This is a genomic window from Carnobacterium jeotgali MS3 (genome assembly GCF_000745125.1).
Classification (GTDB): Bacteria; Bacillota; Bacilli; order Lactobacillales; family Carnobacteriaceae; genus Carnobacterium_B; species Carnobacterium_B jeotgali.
The window spans coordinates 16,149-36,968 of sequence record NZ_JQNF01000007.1; the positions used below are offsets into that span (position 1 = coordinate 16,149).

Below are 20,820 nucleotides of genomic sequence, written 5' to 3' on the forward strand. Positions count from 1 at the left end.
CTTCTACTATCTGAGTGGTCTAAAAACAATCTAACTTCTTCATATGTCATCCATGTAATCCCGAAAACAAGAATAACTGATAGCAAGGATATATCTGATGTGAAAGGTGTTTTAATAAAATAATTGATTGTTAATGGAATAAATAGAAATAATGATAATCCTTTTAATACATATTTCTTACCCATATATTACCTCCATTTGACTGTTTAAACTCTCATTTTTTTCAAATTTATAAAATAATAAACACTCTAAATTTCTAGCTATTTTGCAATATTTAATTTAGTTTCTATCACCTGAATAATTCATACTTTTAATTAAAACCATGTGAAACTGCCTCACGGCAGCTTACAATTACTTTTTCATCTTCACCCGTTAAGTGATGAAAAAAGAACCCCTTTCTGCTATGGTTAAAGTGACTAAACCAACCAAAAGAAAGGAGTTCTTCTAATGACTAGCTTACACAAAAACCAAGTAAAATTCAATTCAAATATCACTATTTCTCATACAGGTGGTCAATTATCGAGTGATTCGGGTCTCGTCCTAGTGAAAGAGCTGATGAACACCTTCGGTTTTTCTGAACTGGCTAAGCAACACATTCACATTGAAGACGAACGAGCATATTTTACTCATGACAACTTATCCATACTTGAGCAGTTCATTATGCAATTAATTGCTGGTTACTCAGCTGATTCTGCAGCTAATCTCCTGAGACAAGATCCTGTGTTTAAAGCTGTTTTAGATAGGAAAGAACTCGCTTCTCAATCTTCACTTTCTCGATTTTTAGATCGACTATCTGAGGAGAATATCCATGAACTTCAAGCTTTGAACCAAGAACTTATTGATAAAGCACGCCTCATCCGTAATGATACGGAATTAATCATTGATTTAGATTCGACCCATTCAGATACATTTGGTCACCAAGAACAAACGGATTATAATACCCACTACCAAACCTATGGTTATCATCCATTGGTAGCTTTTGACGGATTGACTGGTGACTTCTTAAAAGCTGAACTACGTTCAGGAAATCAATATACATCAAAAGGCGTAAAGGAGTTTCTCACACCTTTATTAGAGCACTATAATCACTCTCTACCAAACACTGACATCTTGGTTCGTGGAGACAGCGGGTTCGCTACACCTGGTGTGTATGATTCGTGTGAATCAAAAAAGAGTCATTATGTTATTCGACTGAAGAATAATCGTAGACTAGGTCAAATAGCTGAGAAATCAGTACTTTATGGCGATAATCAAAAGTGGGAAGAACGAGAAGTTCAGTACTTCTCCACCACTTATCAAGCACAAACCTGGTCACAAAGTCGTCGCGTGTGTATACGCTCAACACGTGAAGCGGGCGAACTACTCTTTCGACATGAGTTTATCGTGACGAATCTATCAGAAAATGTTTCTCCTGATACCATCTTTTCTCTCTATGCCAAACGTGGCACAATGGAGAACTTCATTAAAGAAGCGAAAGCTGGCTTTTACTTTGACAAGACAGACAGTCCTCGCTTTTTGGAGAATCATGTCCGAATGATGCTCAGCTTGATAGCTTACAACTTAGTCAACTTCTTAAGAACGATTGGCTTTGAAGAAGTCCAAAAGGGAATGACCATTCATTCTATTCGATTGAAGTTTCTGAAAGTTGCTGGGAAATTAGTCCAAACGGGTAGACGAGTCTATCTCAAATTATCTAGTTATCATGTGTATCAGAATGAATTCTACAGGGTCTTTGCTCGCCTGAGGCGAGCCAGTCAATGGATCTAATCCAACAATCTAACGATTTTTTTACTGGGAAGTTATCCAGGGAGAAGTATGCTCAAAATGCCTTACACCCAAAATTTATTCCTCAATATTTTTGAACAGTGAATGTTTGAAGTAACTTTTTAGTCAAAATCAGTTGATAGGGATATTAGTGATACATATTTCAATAAAATGTACCAAAGAATTAAAGCTATGAATTATTCAGGTATCATTAATTCCTCTAATTTTTATTATAGTCTCTTATGACAGATGGTACAATATAGATGATAGGGTTTACACTATTTGATTATTTTTTTTTATTCCTAATTGATTGTTAGCAGTAGTTGCTCAGTACTCAAAAAACAAGTTAACCATGACACTTCTTTGAAAATATGTACACGGTTTGTCCATCACTGTTTTGGGTTACTTCTATAAGTTGATACCCTCTTTTTATGTAATAATTTGGAGCATTTTCTGTTTTAAGAAAGACTGCTTCATACCCTATCTTTTCTAAGTGTGCTATAGCCATTGTTAGCAATTTTTCAGCAATCTTTTGATTACGATATTCGGGTTCTACTACTAACGACGCAATCCAAGGAGTTGCTTCTTTTTTTTCTGCCCAATCATTTTCAAAAAGCGATACAGACCCTACTAACTTTTCATTTTTAGTTGCTATAAAAGTCATTGGGAAGTTTTTTTCATAGGTATGCGAGAAAAAATCAACACATTCTTTATACGACTTAGTGCTAGCTGTTTTTAATACAAATTCATTAAACACTTCTAAAGCGACATCTTCAACGTATACTTTATTGTTGCAGAGCATTTCAAATTTCATTTTCATTCTCACCTTTCTATGTATTCTGGCTAGCATAAAAAAACTATGTTTGCTTTGAGTAGTTAACATATTATACCAAACAACACTTATCTTGGCGTGATTTAACCACATACTTTATATTCTAAAATCTGAGTTATACTTATATTAGAAAACGGATACACTATTATTTTACTTCACTTTAAAAAAAGCATACAATAAGGAAGTAACATCTTTAAAAATGAGGAGGAAATAATTTATGATGAAAGAAAATTCTTTTGTGTTTCACAATGGTGTTGAGATCCCAAATATCGGTTTTGGTACTTGGCAAATCCCAAATGAGGAAGCATATGATGCCGTAACAATGGCTCTTAAAAATGGCTACACTCATATTGACACAGCATTAGCTTACCAAAATGAAGAAAATGTTGGAAAAGCAATCAAAGATTTTGATTTACCACGTGAAGAAATCTTTATCACTAGTAAATTACCAGCTCAAATTAAAGGTTACGATGAAACCTTAGAGGCTTTCAACACCACTATTACAAACTTAGGTGTAGATTATTTAGACCTTTATCTTATTCATGCTCCATGGCCTTGGAATGAAAAAGGTGCTGACTATACCGAAGAAAACATTCAATCTTGGAAAGCTATGGAAAAATTATACAACGATGGTAAGATTCGCACTATCGGAGTTTCTAATTTTTCTGTGTCAGATATTCAAGCTCTTATCGATGCTTGTGACATCGTACCAATGGCTAATCAAATTCCATTCTACGTTGGACATGATCAAGAGGAACTTCTTGCTTTTTGTAAAGAACACAATATTGTGGTTGAAGCTTACTCTCCATTAGCAACCGGTCAAACATTAAACAGTCCAGAAATTAAAGAAATGGCAGAAAAATACGATGTGACTCCTGCACAATTATGTATCCGTTATTGTTTAGAACGCGAAACATTGCCACTTCCTAAGTCAACACACGAAGAACGAATTGTTGAAAACAGTCAATTAGATTTCACGATTTCTCCCGAAGACGTGGAAAAATTGAGCGCTGTTGAAGATGTACGTAAATAATTTTTAATAATTAACTAGATGACCTGAGGAAATTATCTCAGGTCTTTTTTTATTAAGTTAACTTTTTCTAATTTTTTTATTTTCTTATTCTTAGAATTGTGCTACGCTACTTTTATTAAGTTGTTCGAGAAGTAACTTATCTGTACTTATTTCTTACTACTTTATAAAAAAACAAGATAAGGATACAGATCAAATAAATCACCTGTTTTCTTATTTGTAAGGAGCTTATTATGCTATCATCTTTTTCAAAAAATATTCAAACAACACTAGTCACTTCATTTTTTAGTAGTTTAGTTTATGCTTGTACCATTCCTTACTTGATTATTTATTTAGCTGGTATATTTAGCTCAGAAACGCTTGGTTTATTAGTCATGATAAATGTTGTCTCTTCATTTTTAGCTGGAATCGTCGGTGGCTATTTAGCAGATAATTTTCAACGAAAAAAAATACTCATGATTTTCCAAAATTTATATGGCGTTTCCTTATTTATTGTTGCCTTAAATTTTACTGGTCTTCTACCACAGCATTTTTGGTTAATCGGTGGGTACCTTATTTGTGGTATTACTTATAACTTATATTATTCCGCTTTTGATGCTGTATTACTTGACTCTACTGTTCCAAATGAACGTAAAAAAGTCTATCAGTTGCAGTACTGGACATTTAATTTATCAATGGCTTTAGGTGCTTCAATTGGTGGTTTCTTATTTAAACATTACTTAGTTTACTTATTTTTAGGAGCAGCTCTTTTACAATTCGTCGTTTCCGCTTTTCTGCAAAAAGAACTTTCTTATAAAAATAAGGTATCTCATAAAAAAGGAAAAACAATTTTCCATGATTTGTTTACCAACTATTATATTGCTGCTAAAGATAAACGGTGGGTTATTTTAATTTTAGGAATTGCTCTTTATAGCGCAGCAGAATTTTCTTTACAAAACTATACTGGAATTCGTTTATCAAAAGAATTTAACCCAATCACATTATTCTCGATCCCTATTGACGGTGTAAGAATGCTTAGTCTTTTACAAGTAATCAACACCATTATGGTTGTTTGTTTCACATTCGTGGTTTCACGATTAACTGAGAAAAAGAACGAACGTACTGTTGTCATCGTTGGTTTGTTTGTTTATGTTACTGGTTATAGCTTAATGGCTTCTGCCAATAGCATTTACCTATTGATTCCATTAGCAATTATAGCTACTATTGGAGAATTAGCTTCTGCTCCTATTTTAAATGCTCGTCAAGTTAATTTGATACCTGAAGACAAACAAGCTTCCTATTTAAGTTTTGCTTCTCTTTCTTTCCAAGGTTCTCAGCTTTTAGCTGCATTAGGATTAACATTGGGTGGGTATCTTGCTGCTGGCTTAATTAGCGGCTATATCATCATTTTAGGAGTTGCCGGTATTTATTCTGTTGTTTCAAGCTTATATGGCACTAAAAAAACAGTCAATTATGACTAACCATTTACACTTACCAACTATGTAAACAAAACTAAACCACTGATAAACTATTTTGACTAGTTCATCAGTGGTTTCTTAAATCTCATTTTTATTTTTCTTCATCTATTTGTAAACACCAAATTGCTATAACGATACCTAATACTAACTGACCATCTTTTTCTTCTTTACAATCTAATACATAAGCATCACCATAGGAAAACCATTTCTTTTTGAAAGAAGCAATCTCACTAAATCCGGACTTAATTTCATAATCCTCTTTTTCAACATTGCCTTTGATTTTCCAATTCACTTTATCAATTTCATAGTCGGATGAAAATAAATTTGATTCTTTTTTTACTGTAGCAATTTTTTCTCCTTGTTGATAAATAGCATATTTAGGAACTAACCCTATCTTTTTCTCTTCAATTGAAAGGACTTTCTTCTCATTGTGATCATAAATATGCACTTTGTTCCCAATTGATATTCGTTCGCTTTTAATCTTATAAACGAGTTGATTTTGTTCATCTCGAACGATTAACTGATCTCGCCATGAAAAACGTTTCTCTTTAATATACAATTTCATTATCAGACACCTCTTTCAAATGATCGAATAGGATACAATTTAATTATAATCATCCTTTTAGTCATACGCTACTATTAAGCTAGTTGTGAACAATTCTTTACATTATTTTCTCTATGCTTTTGCTTTATTTTAGATGAGATTCTCATTTAAAGTTCGATATGCTATGATGAACGTATCAAACTTACTGATATTAGAGGTGAAACCGTTTTGAATTTCGAGCAAAATTACACTCAATTACAAAAACAACAATTGGCTATGACCCCCCAATTGCAACAATCCATTCAAATGTTGCAATACAATCGTAAAGATTTAGTTGAATTTTTAAAACAGAAATCATTAGAAAATCCTTTCATTTCTATTTCTGTAAAATCGACACCAAGAAACCAAGGAACTTCGACACAAAAATACAATAGCAATCAGTCAAGAACAGATCAAACGTCTAATGGGTCTGTCTGGGATACAGTGGCAACCACTCCTGCTGCTTCTCTTTATGCTACTGTTATTGATCAAATTCATTTATCTTTTAGAGAAACTGCCTTACGTGATTTGATTATTTGGTTAGCACAATATCTTGATAATAATGGATACCTAACTGTTTCATTGGAAGATGCTTGTACGCTAACTCAAGCAGACCCTCTTCAACTACTGGATGCATTGACTCTTTTACAACAATTGGAACCTGCAGGAGTAGGCGCCAGAAATTTGCAAGAATGTTTGATGCTTCAAACAGAAAGAAAGGAAGAAGCACCCAACCTTGCCTATTTGATTCTTGAAGAGGAATTTGAAGCTTTTGCTAATCGAAAATGGGAATGCATTGCAAAGCGTTACGCTATATCATTGAGTGAAGTTCAAGAAGTGTCTGATTTCATTAAAACTCTTACACCACATCCTGGAGCAATCTTTTCAAGTACTCCTACTCAGTACATTCGTCCTGATTTATCTGTTAAAGTAACCGATGAACAAGAGATTGTAGTAAGTTCTGTTAAGTCTGGGCTTCCCGTTATCATTTTTCAAAAAGAGTATTATGAAGAATTGAAAGTGCTCAAAGATAAAGAGGTTTCAACGTTTTTAACGGAAAAACAATCCGAATATGAGTGGCTTAAAAGAACGCTTATTCAACGAGAAGATACGATTCTTAAAATTGGAATTGCCATCGTAAATGCACAGAAAGCATTTTTTCTATCCGAAGATCATCCCATCCAATCTTTAACGCTTAAAACAATTGCCGAAGAGTTGAGTATTCATGAATCTACAGTAAGTCGTGCCATCAATGGAAAATACCTTACAACCGAATTTGGATTATTTGAGTTGAAACACTTCTTTACAAATGCTTTATTGTCTACTTCTGAAGATCATGACGGTGCTATTTCTTCTAACCAAATAAAGAAAGAAATACAATCTTTAATTCAAAATGAAGATACAAAAAAACCCTTATCTGATCAAAAAATCGTGGATATTTTACAAAAAGATGGCATTAAAATATCTAGGCGAACAGTCACAAAATACCGTGAAGCTCTGTTTATTGCTAGCTCTCCAAAACGCAAACGATTCGATTGAAAACTACTCATCCTTTGCAATCTATGACTTCTCAGACAAAAAAGCTGTCTCATCCATTTAGGATTGAGACAGCTTTTTTTGAATCATTTGTTTATTTTACATCAACGAATAAATAAAATTCACTATTGTACTGATCATCATAAATATCAATTGAGGTAAACAATACCTTCATTTCAACTTGTTCGTTTTCCGCTACAACCGTTCCTTCTTCTATCGTAAATAGATTTTCAGTCTGAGTAGTTGTGGCTACTTGCTCCATTGCCTCTTGAAGATCAATACTCATAAGACTTTGTTTATTTTCATCCATTAAAACAAGATTTTTACCTTCTTTACCTTGGGTCTCAATTGCATAAGTTGAATCGCCAACTTCAAATTCTATCGCTGAACGTTCACTAAATTCATAGTAAGAAATGGCAATCATCTTATCGTAATCTTCAATTGAAATCACTGGGGTTTGCTGGCGATCTAATGTAGCATAATACGCATCTTGAGCAGGCTGGTTATTTACAAAACCTGTTTCACCGTATATAGGTTGGAAACCAAAAATTTCTTCAAATTGATACGTTAGTTGTTGACCATAAGGCGCTAGCCATTTTATATCTTCCGTGTAATCCATATCCGTTAAATAATAAATGGTTTGGCTAATCTTAATTTTATCTTCTTTAGATACATCAGCATTGGGAATAAGTTTATTTTCTTCTAGCATTTGATTCTTTTCCAGTGTTTCTTTCAACAAATTAGTCTGCGATGTTTGACTGACCGTAAAAGCATCTACTGGAGGCGTAATAGAGATCACAGAGAGCACAATCAATACAACAGCAATCCAACCATTTTTTTTAACAGGCAAGATGCTAAAAATCAATCCTGCAATGACTGCAAATAGCCCAAATAGAATAACGTAATAGCGACCATGTGTCAGTCCCGTTTCTTGGATTTTTAAGACAGAAGAAATGGTTTGAAATAAGACAATAGGAACCAATACTTTTGGGAAAATTTTTCTAAAAAGAAGAGCTGATTTGGTTTCAATATTACTAGCTAAAAGGTACACGAGAATAACCGTGACCGAATAAGAAACCAACATTGGCTCTAGCAAATTATTTGTCCAAAAATCTCCCGTGATATTCTGTAAAAGGTAAACCAATAGAATGACCGTAAAAATTGCGGTTAATGGAATAAGAATATAGGAGATTAACAGTTCAAGTACTTTAGGAACAGAGACTTCGTTTTTTATTTGATTCTGTTTGGCAACAAGTTTTTCAGGAGTTTGAGTAGCTTCGTCTTTTTTTGTTACATATCCTGGTGTATAAGACAGGAAAAAGATTGGTGAAAAAAGTGAAATAATCAAGTTAGCGCTATGCAAGTTCGCTTTATAATCTACTGAAAATAATAATTGATCAACAGCAAAAATAATAAACCCAACACCTGCATATAAAATAACCGTAAACAACACCGTTGTAAAAAATGCTTTAAAGGCCGATAAATAACTCTCGCTAAATGTAATCCGATTTTTAATAGTAGGAACCCATATGAAAGCAACCGCAAGTATTAAGAATATAATGCTTGTTTTAACAGTCATTTCAAGATCATAGACCGTTGATGATCCAATTGTATAAAAATATAAAAGTGTTAATAGAAGTGAGCCCCCCATTAACGCTATCCTTTGGGAAGTCTTTTCAAAGAATCGTTCATATATGTGTTGAGCTACCGCACTTAAAAACACACCTACTATAAGACTATACACATAATTGATGTAATCATCCGTTTCTTGTTGAATCAAGTACGTATTGAGCCCAGCGATAACTACTAAAAATAAGACAGTTAATGGATATCGTTTGCTTGCTTGAATAAGCCCTTGAAATTTATCTTGTATATTCTGTACCAACTTCATAAGTTGTCCCTCCTTAAAAGAAGTGAGTTTCCACTAATTTTTCTTACTCTTATTATGTGGTCTAATGTGAACTTCTGTCAATCATTAGCCAAACTAAAAAAAAGCTGACACATACGTATCAGCTTTTTCTCCTAGAATAAATGATTTAATCTACGTATTCTGTTTGATTCTTATTTAACCATGAATAGAGCACTCCAATAATCAATGCTCCTCCAACATAATTCCCTAATAGAGCCATACCCCAGTTTGTCAGTACCGCACCGAGTGTCATACCAGGAACAGAACCACCAGAAGCAAAAAAGGCTAATGCAAAAGAAGAAAAGTTTGCAATGACATGTTCAAAACCAAGATAAGCAAAAATAAAGATAATGAAGATCATTGCAATAATTTTCCCAGCATCATCTTTCATCCTTATTGTACAAAAGACAGCTGTATTAACGATAATATTTGCAAAAATACCTTCTGAAAAGATTTGTAAAGGTGTTTTAGCTAATTTTCCAGCTACTGCTGTAAATAAATAATGGTCACTTGGCAATGCATGGAACTTATATGTGAAAGATATAACTAAACTTGCAATAATTCCACCAATTAAGTTAAATAATATACAATAAAATAAAATAGCTAACGCTTTTTTAGGCTTCATTAACTTTCTTTGTATTGCTACTGTCATGTACATCATATTCGAAGTACCTAATTCAGCATTCATATAGATAATCATAACCAGTGACCAACTAAACATAAATGCATATAGCATTTTTCCTAATCCCGGTGCGATTTCTTCTCCAGCTTGACCAATCATAACCGCAACAGCTGTTCCTAATGTTAAGAATAAACAAGCTAACATCGCACGAACAAAATAGCGAGACTTACTGTTATCATATAAATTTTGTTTTTTCATAATGCTTTTTTCAATATTATACATTAGACCAGTATTCTGTGTTTCCATTATTTATCTACCACCCTTTTAGTTTGTTATCTTTTTAACAATATTGTTATTATACTCCATAATAATATTTTTTTGTGAATAAATACGCTTACATTTTATTTTTTTTTATATTTTGTTCTAAAATTCGCCTTAATTTAACTTGCTTGAATAACTGTTATTTTCAATTTTGTGGTATACTTTACTTCATAAATTTATTTAAATAAAGGAGCACATCCATTATGCAAAATAACATTTCAAACTTCACTTACTTTAATCCAACAAAAGTTGTATTTGGTAAAAATCAAATCAGCACTTTAGATCAATTAATTCCATCAAATAAAAAGGTATTGATTACTTATGGTGGTGGAAGCGTCAAACGATTTGGTACATTAGATAAAGTTAAACAGGCTTTAGGAGATCGAGTATACGGTGAGTTCGGTGGAATCGAAGCTAATCCTACTTTTGAAACGGCTATGAAAGCTGTAGAACTCGTAAAAAAAGAGGGATATGATTTTCTATTAGCTGTTGGAGGTGGTTCAGTTATTGATGCAACCAAGTTTATTGTAGCTGCTGCTGAATTTGAAGGCGACCCTATTAATATTTTTGGTTCAGGAATCGGAACTAGTGAACCCATTAAATCGGCTTTACCTTTTGGAACTATTTTGACATTACCTGCAACTGGATCTGAAATGAACGCAGGTTCCGTTATTACATTTAAAGAAAAACAAGCAAAAGTCAGTTTTGGTAGTGAAAAAGTTTTCCCAGTTTTTTCTATTCTAGAACCAGAATTAACCTACACTTTGCCAAAACGCCAATTAGCAAATGGGGTAATTGACGCTTTTGTTCATATTATGGAACAATATCTAACTTTTCCAGTAGGTGCAATGGTCCAAGATCGTTTTTCAGAAGGCCTATTGCAGACCTTAATAGAAATTGGACCAGATGTGATTGACGAGACAAATAAAGATTATAACTTGCGTGCTAACTTTATGTGGACCGCTACAAATGCGCTAAATGGAACATTATCTCCAGGAGTTCCTCAAGATTGGGCATCTCATGATTTAGGTCACGAAATAACGGCTCTTTATCATATTGACCATGCTCGGACACTTTCTATCGTCTTACCTGCGCTTTTAACCGTTAGAAAAAATGAAAAATACGACAAATTGCTTCAGTATGCAGAACGTGTATGGCAGATCACTGAAGGAACAGATGAAGAAAAGGTTACAGGAGCTATTGAGAAAACTAAAGAATTTTTTGCACGTTTAGGCGCGCCAACTTCTTTTAAAGATATTGATTTGGGTGAAGAAGTAATTGATATTTTAGTCACTCAATTAGAAAGCCACAAAAAAATTGCTTTGTCAGAACGTAAAGATCAAACAATTGAAATCAGCCGCAAAATTTACCAAGCTGCTTTAATCGAGTAGGAGGTAGATAATTAATTTATCTACCGACCTCTCACACCACCGTGCGTACGGTTCCGTACACGGCGGTTCAATAATTTAAGTATCACTTACGCTCATATAGTAGGATTAAATCTTTTAATCCCCACTGTATGAGCCTTTTATTTGTTATCGAGCGGTGTAGAACTTCACTACGTGAAATACGCCAATACCCTTTACGGCTGGCTGCTGTTTTCAGTGCGTTATCGTGGTCTATTCCTAATCTTTTCAGTTGATTGTATCTAGTGGATACCTTTTTCCATCGTTTCCATATTAATTGTCTTACACGATGGCGCAACCAGTTCTGAGTTTCTTCTAGGAAGGATTTCATGAAGGAAATCTTATAATAATTTATCCATCCAACAGTTACTTGGTTTAGTTGTGTTAGGATTTCTTTAAATGTCCCTGGCCGTTTTCGGCTTGTGAGATACTTTAGTTTATTTCGGAATCGTTGTTTTGCCGACTTACTAGGTCGGCATCCAACTTTCCCATATGGTTCATAATATGAAAACCAAGGAATTTTGCTTTAGTCGGAGTGGTGATACTGCTTTTCTTTTGGTTTACTGTAAGACGCAAGTCTTTTTCAATGAATTGAGTAACACTTTCCATTACTCGTTCGCCTGCACGTTTACTTTTAACGTAAATAACGAAGTCGTCCGCGTAGCGAATGAAAGCATGACCTCTCCTTTCAAGTTCCCTATCCAGTTGATTTAAATAGACATTTGCTAGTAATGGAGAAAGTGGGCCTCCTTGAGGAGCTCCGGTATCTGTCTCGATATAACTATCTTTGTCTAAAATGCCTGACTTTAGGAATTTCCATATCAGCTTTAGAACGATTTTATCTTGAATAAACCATTCTAGGTTTGCCCGTAATTTCTGATGGTGTATCGTATCGAAATAGCTTTTTAAATCACAATCGACTACTACCCGATACCCTTCTTTATAATACTGTTCTGCCTTTTGAATGGCCTGATGGGCATTTCTTCCTTTTCTAAAACCATAACTGTTGTCGGATAATTGTGGGTCGATAATCGGATCAATCACCTGGAGAATAGCTTGTTGTACCACTCTATCCAATACAGAAGGAATCCCTAATAATCTTTTGGTGCCATCTGATTTTGGAATGGATACTCTGCGCACTGGTTGTGGTTGATAAGAACCGTCTTTCAATTTCCTTATAAGATGAGGATAATATCTCTTCATGTGACCTTCCAGTTGATAGACGGTTAGACCATCTACACCTGGAGCTCCTTTGTTCTTACGAACTTTAATCATCGCTCTTTCTAAATTATCTTTATCTATAACTTTCTCGATAAGTGTGATACCATCTTGTTTTTCCATATCTATGCTACGTCCCTACGCACTCCTACATACTCTTTCGTTTCCAACTTATCCCTCTGTAGGTAGCCATCGCTTGGTCTTTACCTTGATGTTTTCTGCGATAGTGGTGACGTATTCACCTCCTTGTTTTCCCAAGATTATTATTGTTCAGCCCTTCAGAGAACAACGTTCTCCTACTATGGCGTCTGCTGACTTCTCACTATTCGTTATTACTACGAGCTTGCTCGCTAGTGAGACCTCCCCGGGTAAGAATGATAACCTTCCACTCATGTCACTGCCTCATTTACTGTAGAAGATTCGTGCAGTATTGGACTTTGCTTTGTTTAGCAAGCTCGTCCCTCTCCAGTCAGCCTTATATGAGGTTTCTGTTCGTCAGTGCGAGTGTTTGCGTCCGGCTTCCTTCAGATTCCACTTCACAATGGACACCCTTGCCATTCGCTAACAGTTCCTACTGCAAAGCCTGTTGTGGACTTTCACCACCAAGTTATCACCCATGCCGGGCGCACTAAAAAAAAATCCTACTGATTTCTTCAGTAGGATTTTTTTGCTTTTCATCTCAACTTAATTTAGTTCCTTCCACAATCCAAACATATTCATTCATTTGATGGAAAGCTACTCTAAATCCTGCTTGTTCAAATAATTCTTTTAACGTTGGGATTAGAGGATAATATTCTCGTTCTAAATCTTTAGCTAAAGCGTAAAACTGTTTTTGCTTGGCTTGTGCGATGGCTTGTTCATTCGTTGCTTGTGATTCAAACATGGTATCTGCGAATATAACTTTCCCACCCACTTCTAGTTGATTAGCATAATCCTTTAAAGCGAGACTTTTTTCTTTATCTGTCAAATGATGAAAAACGTATGAACTGACAATGGTATCTAATTGTTTAGTGGGACTTGGGTACTGTTGCATATCTCCGTCATAAATAACTATTTCATTCGGTAACTTCGTTTTAGCAATTTTCCGCATTTCTTCTGAGGGTTCTACGGGAAAAACCCATTTCCCAGCTAAAATCAATTCTTGGGTCAAATTTCCTGTGCCAATCCCGAATTCTAGTACGTTCAGTCCACTTCTGCGAACAATTTCTTTCAAAATAGTACTATACCCTTCAAAAACAGCTTGGTATTCTGGATCTTTACCTTCTACAAAATCATCATAGTCGCTTGACCACTCTGTAAAGATACCTAAAAATTCACGTCCCATTTCGTCTATTCTCCCTTACTAGTAGATACAAATACTAATGCCTGCTCTAAATCAGCTATCAAATCCTCAACATCTTCTAAACCAACCGAAAAGCGCACCAATTCATCTTTTATGCCTGCTTTAAGACGGATTTCTTTTGGAATAGATCCGTGTGTCATTAATGCTGGAATTTCAATCAAACTTTCAACCGCTCCTAAACTTTCAGCAAGTGTAATGATGCTTAATTTTTCGACAAAATCTTTAGCTGAATACCCTTCTTTCAATTCAAACGAAATCATTCCACCAAAACCACTCATCTGTTTTTTAGCAATCTCATGTCCAGGATGGGTTACTAATCCTGGATAATATACTTTTTCGATACTAGAATGATTAATCAAGTAATCCACTATTGCGTGAGCATTCTTTTCATGTTCTTCCATTCTAATTCCTAAAGTCTTGATTCCTCTTTGTAAAATCCAACTATCTTGTGGCCCTAAGATTCCACCAATTGCATTTTGTAAAAAACCGATTTCATCCGCTAATACCTCATTCGTGGTGGTAACTAAACCTGCCACTATATCGCTGTGTCCTCCTAAATATTTGGAAGCACTATGAACAACAATATCCGCTCCAAGCGTTAAAGGACGTTGATGATAGGGGGTCGCAAATGTATTATCCACAATCGTAATTAAGTTGTGCTTTTTCGCTAGTTTCGCTGTTTCTGCAATATCGGTTATCTTAAGCAACGGATTGGTTGGCGTTTCTAAAAAAATCGCTTTTGTTTCTGGGCGGATAGCTGGTTCAATAGTGCTTAGATCACTTGTGTCAACTGTCGTAAAGGTTATTCCTAAACGAACGAGTACTTTATTCATTAAGCGATAAGTTCCACCATATACGTCATCTCCCACAATAATATGGTCTCCTTGAGAAAATAAGGAAAGGACAGCATGAGTACCAGCCGACCCTGACCCAAAAGCAAATCCTCTAATACCTTCTTCTAAATCTTTGATCAGTTCTTCCACTGCAAAGCGGGTCGGATTCCCGGTTCTAGAATATTCGTAGCCTTTATGTTTCCCAACTTTTTCTTGTTTATACGTAGACGTTTGATGAATCGGAACATTTACTGAACCAGTTGCTTCATCATGGCTAATACCACCATGGATTAATTTTGTTTTCATTTTCATTTTTGACACTCTCCTATTGATAGATTTTTTTACTTAAGTATCGTTCACTGCTGTCTGGGAAAATCGTTACAATCGTACTTCCTTCAGGTAACAACCGAGCTTCTCTCAAACAGGCCGCAAACGCTGATCCGCTTGAACTTCCAACAAATAATCCATTAGTCATGGCTAACTGTTTAACAAAATAAAAAGCTTCTTCATCAGAAATCGTATATATTTGATCAATGAGCCTTTTATTTAAAAATTTTGGTATAAACTCCATTCCGATTCCTTCAGTTTTGTGCCCATGGCTAGCTCCTCCACCTAAAATAGAGCCTTCAGGTTCAACAATACTAGTTCGAATCGTTGGGTTTTTTTCTTTTAAATAAGCCGCAGTACCCACGAATGTTCCGCCACTACCAGCTCCAGCTACGAAAGATTGAATTGACATTCCTTCCATATCTTTTATAATTTCTGGTCCAACAGTTTCATAATAAGTTAACGGGTTTGCTTGATTTTCAAACTGCATTGGAATGTAACTATTCTTAATTTCTGCAGCTAAAGACTTAGCTTTTTCTATTGCCCCAGTCATTCCCTCTTCACTTGCTGTAAAGACTATTTTTGCACCAAGAGCTTTCATCAATTCTTGTTTTTCTTGACTAAATTTTTCTGGAACTGTAAAAACAACTTTTAGTCCATACTCTTGCGCAGCTAAAGCTAAACCAATACCGGTATTTCCAGCAGTCGGTTCAATAATTGTTGTTTCAGTATTTATTAATCCTCTTTCAAAAGCAGCTCTTAACAAGTTGACGCCTAAACGATCTTTGATACTTCCTCCAGGATTATACATTTCTAACTTGGCGAATATTTTACTATTTTTTGGCAAATCAAAACCATGAATCTCGAGTAACGGTGTATCCCCTATCAAATCTTGTATTTTGCTATAAAGCATTGCTCTCATTCTCCTTTCGTTAGTTTAATGTTTAAAAAATAAGACAAAAAAAGTGCATGAGTTTTTACACTCATGCACCTATCATCAATTTTTTAATTCAGTTCCTTCTAAATGAAAACAATTTCAATACACCCGCTTAAAAAAATGGTTTTTAAAAGCTACGTTCCTTAGGGTATGAAACTTTAATTGTGTTCATAAAAAGAAGAAGACCTAATAAAAGATGACAACTGTCGACATGAGTGTTCCATACAACATAAACAACAACACACGTCTGAACCGTTCATCTTTTTCATTATGGCTTCTTCCTTTCTTAGTTTATTATTTTTAGTTTATTTAATGTAAGAGACTTCTTACATCTTTGTAGACACATCTTATCAATCACCCTTTTATTTGTCAATCTAATCTTTATTTTTAATTCCAAGGAAGATATTTTTTATAGCTATTTCCAGTTGCATTAATGCTTCATTTTTGAGAAAATAATCATTGGAGATTAATGAGATACCCCTCTATCCGACTAAATGAAATCAAAAAGGAGTTGCTGCAATGTGGACATATAAGAACTTTGATGAATTAACAAAAGATGAATTGTATTTATTTTATAAAGAACGCAGCGCTATTTTTGTTGTTGAACAAGCATCTCCTTACCAAGATATCGACGGTAGAGATTTTAATAGCATCCATATTTCGTATATCGAAGATGGAAAATTAATGGCTTATTCTCGGGTTTTTGTCACAGATAGCGGAAATGTTCACATAGGTCGTGTCTTAGTGACAAAACAAAATCGCGGAAAAGGACTTGCACGCCAGTTATTCCAAAATGTATTAACCTATTGCAAAAAACACTATCCGGAAAAAGCAATTGAATTAAATTCTGAAGAATACATAAAAGATTTCTATGCTTCTTTTGGATTCAAAGAAATTTCCGAACCTTATACTTTATTCGGTGTTAGCCATGTTTCTATGCTGCTAGAATGAAATTTAAAAAGAACACAAACAACTCGCAATTATCCGAGTCGTTTGTGTTCTTTTAATTCCTTTTAGTCAGACCATTTGATACAAATCTTCTGCAGTAATAAAATTTTCTATTAGAGTTGCTTTTTTTTCTTCATCTGTGATTACCAATAAACACGATGGCGTCTCTCTTATTCCCATAGCCTGGGAAAAATTTTGATCGGACAAAAAAAGTTTTTGAACAAAAGTAGAATGAAAATCTACTAGAAACATTTCTACATCTATATTGGCTTTTTTAGCTGCATCAATCACTAAATCTTTTGATAGCAATTCATTTTGATTCATCATCTTGCGCTGAAGATCCATCAAGAACCTTCTGCCTTTCTTCTTCCCTTGAATGGAGGCGGCAATAAAAGCCAACGATAGATGGTAACTATCATTATGAAGATTATTCCATAAGGTAGCATTCTCAAATGATAATTGATTTTTTATCATGTAGCTATAAAGTGTATGAGTATTGTGATAAGGATAAATGGTTATTTGTGAGTTATTTTCATAGGTGTCAATAAATTTAAATGCTTCTTCTTCCATTTTTAATGAATCATGACTGATTGGATTAATGAATAAGAATAATTCAACTTGTTTCGTTCTTTCCACCATAAATATTTCACCCCAATTCCATATTAACTATAGTACTATCTTAACAGTAATCAGCTTCCACCAAAAATCATCTGCTCATTAGTGTTTTTTAGTACCGAAATTGAGGTTAGCTATTTTCAATGGTAGGGTTGGTCATTCTTTTTCAAAGAGATTCTCTGAAAAAATTAACTAATCACATACATTAAACAGCATTAGAGTAAAACATTTTACAAAAAAAGAAAAGACTGAGTCGTAGGCTCAATCCTTTCTCGTAGCTAATTTCATTTAATTATTATTGATTAAGTCTTCGTAGAATGCAACTTTTGTTGCATTTTTATAAGGCATCAACCAGATAAACCCAATACCTAACGATAAAATAGCTAATATATTCCAACCAAGAAAACTTAAGTCTAATATGAAAAGGCGCCATTTATGCCCTTTCATTAGGTTTTTACTTTCCGTGATACAATCTAAAGAAGAAACCTTTTCATTTGAAATGCTACTAGATTGATCTTTATAAATTAAGTACGCTTGAGAATACGCATAGGATTTTATGATTCCTGGAATAATCAGTAATAAACTCCATAATGTCGTAAAAATAGACGTTATGATGTAAATCAATATTACTCTAAGAAAGTATTTTTTTGTAAATACTTGCAGCCCATTTTTTAAAGGGTTAATTTCCATCTTAGGATTTCTAAACCAGTCTAGAAATGTAAATGAAATACCAACTGTAAAAAGCGTGGATAAAATCCCACTACCAACATTACTCGTGCCGTTTCCAGTACCATCATCAGAAAACAACGCATTGTCTACCCAATTTCCTAAAGTTGTATCTGCATTATTAGACAGACTAACCGCCAAAGCAGCGATCAATAGTATAATAACGATTGATAGGATGGTTGGAATAAGGTTTAGTAGTATTGCATCTTTCCACCTTCCTTTAAATAATGCTTTAGCATCGTACTTTAATTCAGCTCTTGTTTTATAACTGTCCATTTTTTTTGGTAATCTCCTCAAACAAATTATTTTCTATAGTTTACCAAAAAAAGAATAGCATTTGTTATCTTTTAAAAAATTTTCTTTATTCTAGACAAAAAATATCCTTCACTTACAAAAATTTATCTTCCGATTCAGACTGTTTTCCTATAATATTTTTTTTCAGGGTAGCTTTGTAATAATCTTTATAGGAACTAATATCACTCTTTAGTAATTTCAATCCTATTTTATAATACAATGGTATTTTTTTGTCATTATCGATTTCATTCTGATACAGTTGAATATCTTGTTGAAGTCTTTTTTGAAAAGCAACTGTATCTGGCGATTCAGATGCTTGGCTTAATTTATACCCAACAGAAATAATACTTTCTATGAGCTTTTGTAAAGCTACGTGTTTCAACTCAGGAAAATCGTTTTTTACCAATGCATATAATTGTTCCGTCTCTGTTAGAATATCGTAATATTCTGGTGAAAAGGTACTGCTGACAATTGTATTTGACCTTCTGATGTAGTGGTAACCAACAGTAGTAGTCACAATTGTCTTACTAGATAACTTGGCTAGTTTATATGTCGTTACAATATCTTCAAAAATCTTTCCCTCTGGAAAAGACACGCTTTGAAATAAACTATGACGGTAAATTTTATTCCATGTATAAAAAGCTACCCCTGAAGAACTGAATATCAATTTAATCAGTTCTTTTGGTTCAGTAATAATTGAATTTTTACTCCGTTTTTTAGGCACACTGATCCCGCCATAAACTTTATCAAAATTCATCACATACATCGTCATATCTTCGTGTTGCACTCTAGCTTCATAGAAATTTAAAAAGGCCTCTTCATCAAACCGATCATCGCTGTCAATAAATGCATAGAACTCACCAGAGGCAGCTTTTATCCCTTGATTTCTAGCGGCCGATAATCCTTTATTCTTTTGATGAACAACTTTAATTCGTTCATCCGTTTTTGCTAACAAATCACAAATTTCTGGTGAACTATCTGAAGAACCATCATTAATCAAAATCAGCTCAAAATTACTAAATCGTTGCTCTAAAACGCTTTTCACTGCATCTCCTAGAGTTGCGCTAGTATTATATACAGGCATAATGACACTTAACAACATCTTTTTTCCTCCTTGAATATTTTTTACACACTTCTAGGAATAGGATCCTTCTCAAATGGCTTTGACACTTCCGCCATCAATCATTAAAGCTGAACCAGTAACGTACGTATTGACATCAGAAACAAGAAAAACAACGAATTTTGCAAATTCTTCCGGTGTCCCATATCGACCAAGCGGAATAGCATTTTGAGCTCTTCTTGTAATTTCTTTCATAGATACATTCTGTTTCTTAGCAGTAATTTCATCTAACTCTGCTATTCTATCCGTTGCGATTCGTCCTGGCGCAACAGTATTTACTAAAATATTGTACGGTCCTAACTCTTCTGCTAACGTTTTACTAAGGCCCACAATACCTAGGCGAAAGGTATTCGATAATATCAAACCTGAAATTGGCTGTTTGATCGATGAAGAAGCAATATTAATAATTTTCCCACCATTTTCTTTTAAATCCGGTAAGACTTCTCGAACAGCTCGAATGTAGCTCAATAAATTCAACTGGAAGGCATTTTCCCAATCATCATCTGAAAAATCCTCAAAAGAGCCCGATGGAGGTCCTCCAGCATTATTGATAAGAATGTCAATGGAACCAAATACTTTTTGCGTTTCTTTTACGAGTTGTTGAATATCTTCACTTTTAGTTATATCAGCGGCAAAAAAAGCGACCCTTCCTTTTCCAATTGCCTTTAATTCTTCTTGAACTTTTTTTAACTTCTCAGGATTTCGGCTAGAAATCATCACATTTGTTCCTTCTTTTACTAATTCAGTTGCTATAGCTTTTCCTAACCCTTGACTTGATGCCATAACTAAAGCTGTTTTCCCTGCTAAATTTAAATCCACTAAAATACCTCCTTTTTCTTCGTTCCCTATCTTTTCATCTTAATTCATTTTTCCATATTAAAACACAAAAGTAAACTTTTACTCTGAATTAATCTCAAAATACCTCTCACTTCCTTTTAACAAATCTGGGTGGTATACTTTCATCACCTAAGAAAAGGCTTTCTTTTCTGTAAACAAGTTG

At 34.3% G+C, this 20,820-nt stretch carries 19 protein-coding genes; 6 read left to right on the forward strand and 13 right to left on the reverse strand.

What is annotated here, in order from left to right:
• Positions 1 to 447 precede the first annotated feature (447 nt).
• Positions 448 to 1,767 carry an IS1380-like element IS1678 family transposase gene (locus BP18_RS06100; RefSeq protein WP_029277017.1) on the forward strand — a complete coding sequence of 440 codons (1,320 nt, stop codon included), beginning with the start codon at positions 448 to 450 and terminating at the stop codon, positions 1,765 to 1,767.
• A 343-nt stretch (positions 1,768 to 2,110) separates the two neighbouring features.
• Here the strand turns inward: BP18_RS06100 and BP18_RS06105 are convergent, their stop codons facing one another.
• A complete protein-coding gene (locus BP18_RS06105) occupies positions 2,111 to 2,584 on the reverse strand; it encodes a GNAT family N-acetyltransferase (protein ID WP_197050096.1) in 474 nt (157 codons plus the stop codon).
• A 229-nt stretch (positions 2,585 to 2,813) separates the two neighbouring features.
• Here BP18_RS06105 and BP18_RS06110 point away from each other — a divergent pair, with 229 nt between their 5' ends.
• Entirely contained in the window at positions 2,814 to 3,629 is an 816-nt protein-coding gene (locus BP18_RS06110; protein ID WP_007724777.1) for an aldo/keto reductase, read from the forward strand.
• A gap of 230 nt (positions 3,630 to 3,859) precedes the next feature.
• Positions 3,860 to 5,086: an MFS transporter gene (locus tag BP18_RS06115; RefSeq protein WP_029277251.1), complete on the forward strand. Its 1,227-nt coding sequence runs from the start codon at positions 3,860 to 3,862 to the stop codon at positions 5,084 to 5,086.
• A gap of 88 nt (positions 5,087 to 5,174) precedes the next feature.
• On the opposite strand, the gene BP18_RS06120 is transcribed toward BP18_RS06115, so the two are convergent.
• On the reverse strand, positions 5,175 to 5,648 hold the full coding sequence (locus BP18_RS06120) for an LURP-one-related/scramblase family protein (protein WP_029277252.1): 474 nt from the start codon (positions 5,646 to 5,648) through the stop codon (positions 5,175 to 5,177).
• Positions 5,649 to 5,855: 207 nt separating this feature from the next.
• Here BP18_RS06120 and rpoN point away from each other — a divergent pair, with 207 nt between their 5' ends.
• On the forward strand, positions 5,856 to 7,205 hold the full coding sequence (gene rpoN / locus BP18_RS06125) for an RNA polymerase factor sigma-54 (RefSeq protein WP_007724785.1): 1,350 nt from the start codon (positions 5,856 to 5,858) through the stop codon (positions 7,203 to 7,205).
• 91 nt (positions 7,206 to 7,296) lie between these two features.
• On the opposite strand, the gene BP18_RS06130 is transcribed toward rpoN, so the two are convergent.
• Positions 7,297 to 9,093: a DUF4153 domain-containing protein gene (locus tag BP18_RS06130; protein ID WP_035050492.1), complete on the reverse strand. Its 1,797-nt coding sequence runs from the start codon at positions 9,091 to 9,093 to the stop codon at positions 7,297 to 7,299.
• A gap of 145 nt (positions 9,094 to 9,238) precedes the next feature.
• Positions 9,239 to 10,039 carry a formate/nitrite transporter family protein gene (locus tag BP18_RS06135; protein ID WP_007724789.1) on the reverse strand — a complete coding sequence of 267 codons (801 nt, stop codon included), beginning with the start codon at positions 10,037 to 10,039 and terminating at the stop codon, positions 9,239 to 9,241.
• Between the two features lie 218 nt (positions 10,040 to 10,257).
• On the opposite strand from BP18_RS06135, the gene BP18_RS06140 reads away from it, so the two are divergent.
• The gene (locus BP18_RS06140) at positions 10,258 to 11,445 is read left to right on the forward strand and encodes an iron-containing alcohol dehydrogenase (RefSeq protein WP_029277254.1); all 1,188 of its coding nucleotides are present in this window, start codon (positions 10,258 to 10,260) and stop codon (positions 11,443 to 11,445) included.
• Between the two features lie 82 nt (positions 11,446 to 11,527).
• Here BP18_RS06140 and BP18_RS12420 read toward each other — a convergent pair whose 3' ends face one another.
• The 5 genes from BP18_RS12420 to BP18_RS06160 all read right to left on the reverse strand — a co-directional run bounded on the left by BP18_RS12420 (position 11,528) and on the right by BP18_RS06160 (position 16,093).
• On the reverse strand, positions 11,528 to 11,980 hold the full coding sequence (locus BP18_RS12420; RefSeq protein ID WP_081835468.1) for a group II intron maturase-specific domain-containing protein: 453 nt from the start codon (positions 11,978 to 11,980) through the stop codon (positions 11,528 to 11,530).
• Entirely contained in the window at positions 11,893 to 12,801 is a 909-nt protein-coding gene (ltrA, locus tag BP18_RS06145; RefSeq protein ID WP_029277256.1) for a group II intron reverse transcriptase/maturase, read from the reverse strand. Before ltrA ends, BP18_RS12420 begins: the two co-directional genes overlap by 88 nt.
• Positions 12,802 to 13,357: 556 nt before the next feature.
• On the reverse strand, positions 13,358 to 14,002 hold the full coding sequence (locus tag BP18_RS06150; RefSeq protein ID WP_007724797.1) for a class I SAM-dependent methyltransferase: 645 nt from the start codon (positions 14,000 to 14,002) through the stop codon (positions 13,358 to 13,360).
• A gap of 5 nt (positions 14,003 to 14,007) precedes the next feature.
• The gene (locus tag BP18_RS06155) at positions 14,008 to 15,165 is read right to left on the reverse strand and encodes a cystathionine gamma-synthase (RefSeq protein WP_029277258.1); all 1,158 of its coding nucleotides are present in this window, start codon (positions 15,163 to 15,165) and stop codon (positions 14,008 to 14,010) included.
• Positions 15,166 to 15,178: 13 nt separating this feature from the next.
• The gene (locus tag BP18_RS06160; RefSeq protein WP_007724801.1) at positions 15,179 to 16,093 is read right to left on the reverse strand and encodes a PLP-dependent cysteine synthase family protein; all 915 of its coding nucleotides are present in this window, start codon (positions 16,091 to 16,093) and stop codon (positions 15,179 to 15,181) included.
• 543 nt (positions 16,094 to 16,636) lie between these two features.
• Between BP18_RS06160 and BP18_RS06165 the strand changes: the two genes are divergently transcribed.
• Entirely contained in the window at positions 16,637 to 17,068 is a 432-nt protein-coding gene (locus BP18_RS06165; RefSeq protein ID WP_029277260.1) for a GNAT family N-acetyltransferase, read from the forward strand.
• 66 nt (positions 17,069 to 17,134) lie between these two features.
• Here BP18_RS06165 and BP18_RS06170 read toward each other — a convergent pair whose 3' ends face one another.
• The 4 genes from BP18_RS06170 to BP18_RS06185 form a co-directional block, all read right to left on the reverse strand.
• Positions 17,135 to 17,704 carry a DsbA family protein gene (locus BP18_RS06170; protein WP_029277262.1) on the reverse strand — a complete coding sequence of 190 codons (570 nt, stop codon included), beginning with the start codon at positions 17,702 to 17,704 and terminating at the stop codon, positions 17,135 to 17,137.
• Between the two features lie 264 nt (positions 17,705 to 17,968).
• A complete protein-coding gene (locus tag BP18_RS06175) occupies positions 17,969 to 18,682 on the reverse strand; it encodes a DUF975 family protein (RefSeq protein ID WP_007724807.1) in 714 nt (237 codons plus the stop codon).
• A 112-nt stretch (positions 18,683 to 18,794) separates the two neighbouring features.
• Positions 18,795 to 19,802 carry a glycosyltransferase family 2 protein gene (locus BP18_RS06180; protein WP_035050494.1) on the reverse strand — a complete coding sequence of 336 codons (1,008 nt, stop codon included), beginning with the start codon at positions 19,800 to 19,802 and terminating at the stop codon, positions 18,795 to 18,797.
• Between the two features lie 51 nt (positions 19,803 to 19,853).
• On the reverse strand, positions 19,854 to 20,639 hold the full coding sequence (locus BP18_RS06185; protein ID WP_007724810.1) for an SDR family oxidoreductase: 786 nt from the start codon (positions 20,637 to 20,639) through the stop codon (positions 19,854 to 19,856).
• Positions 20,640 to 20,820: the final 181 nt, after the last annotated feature.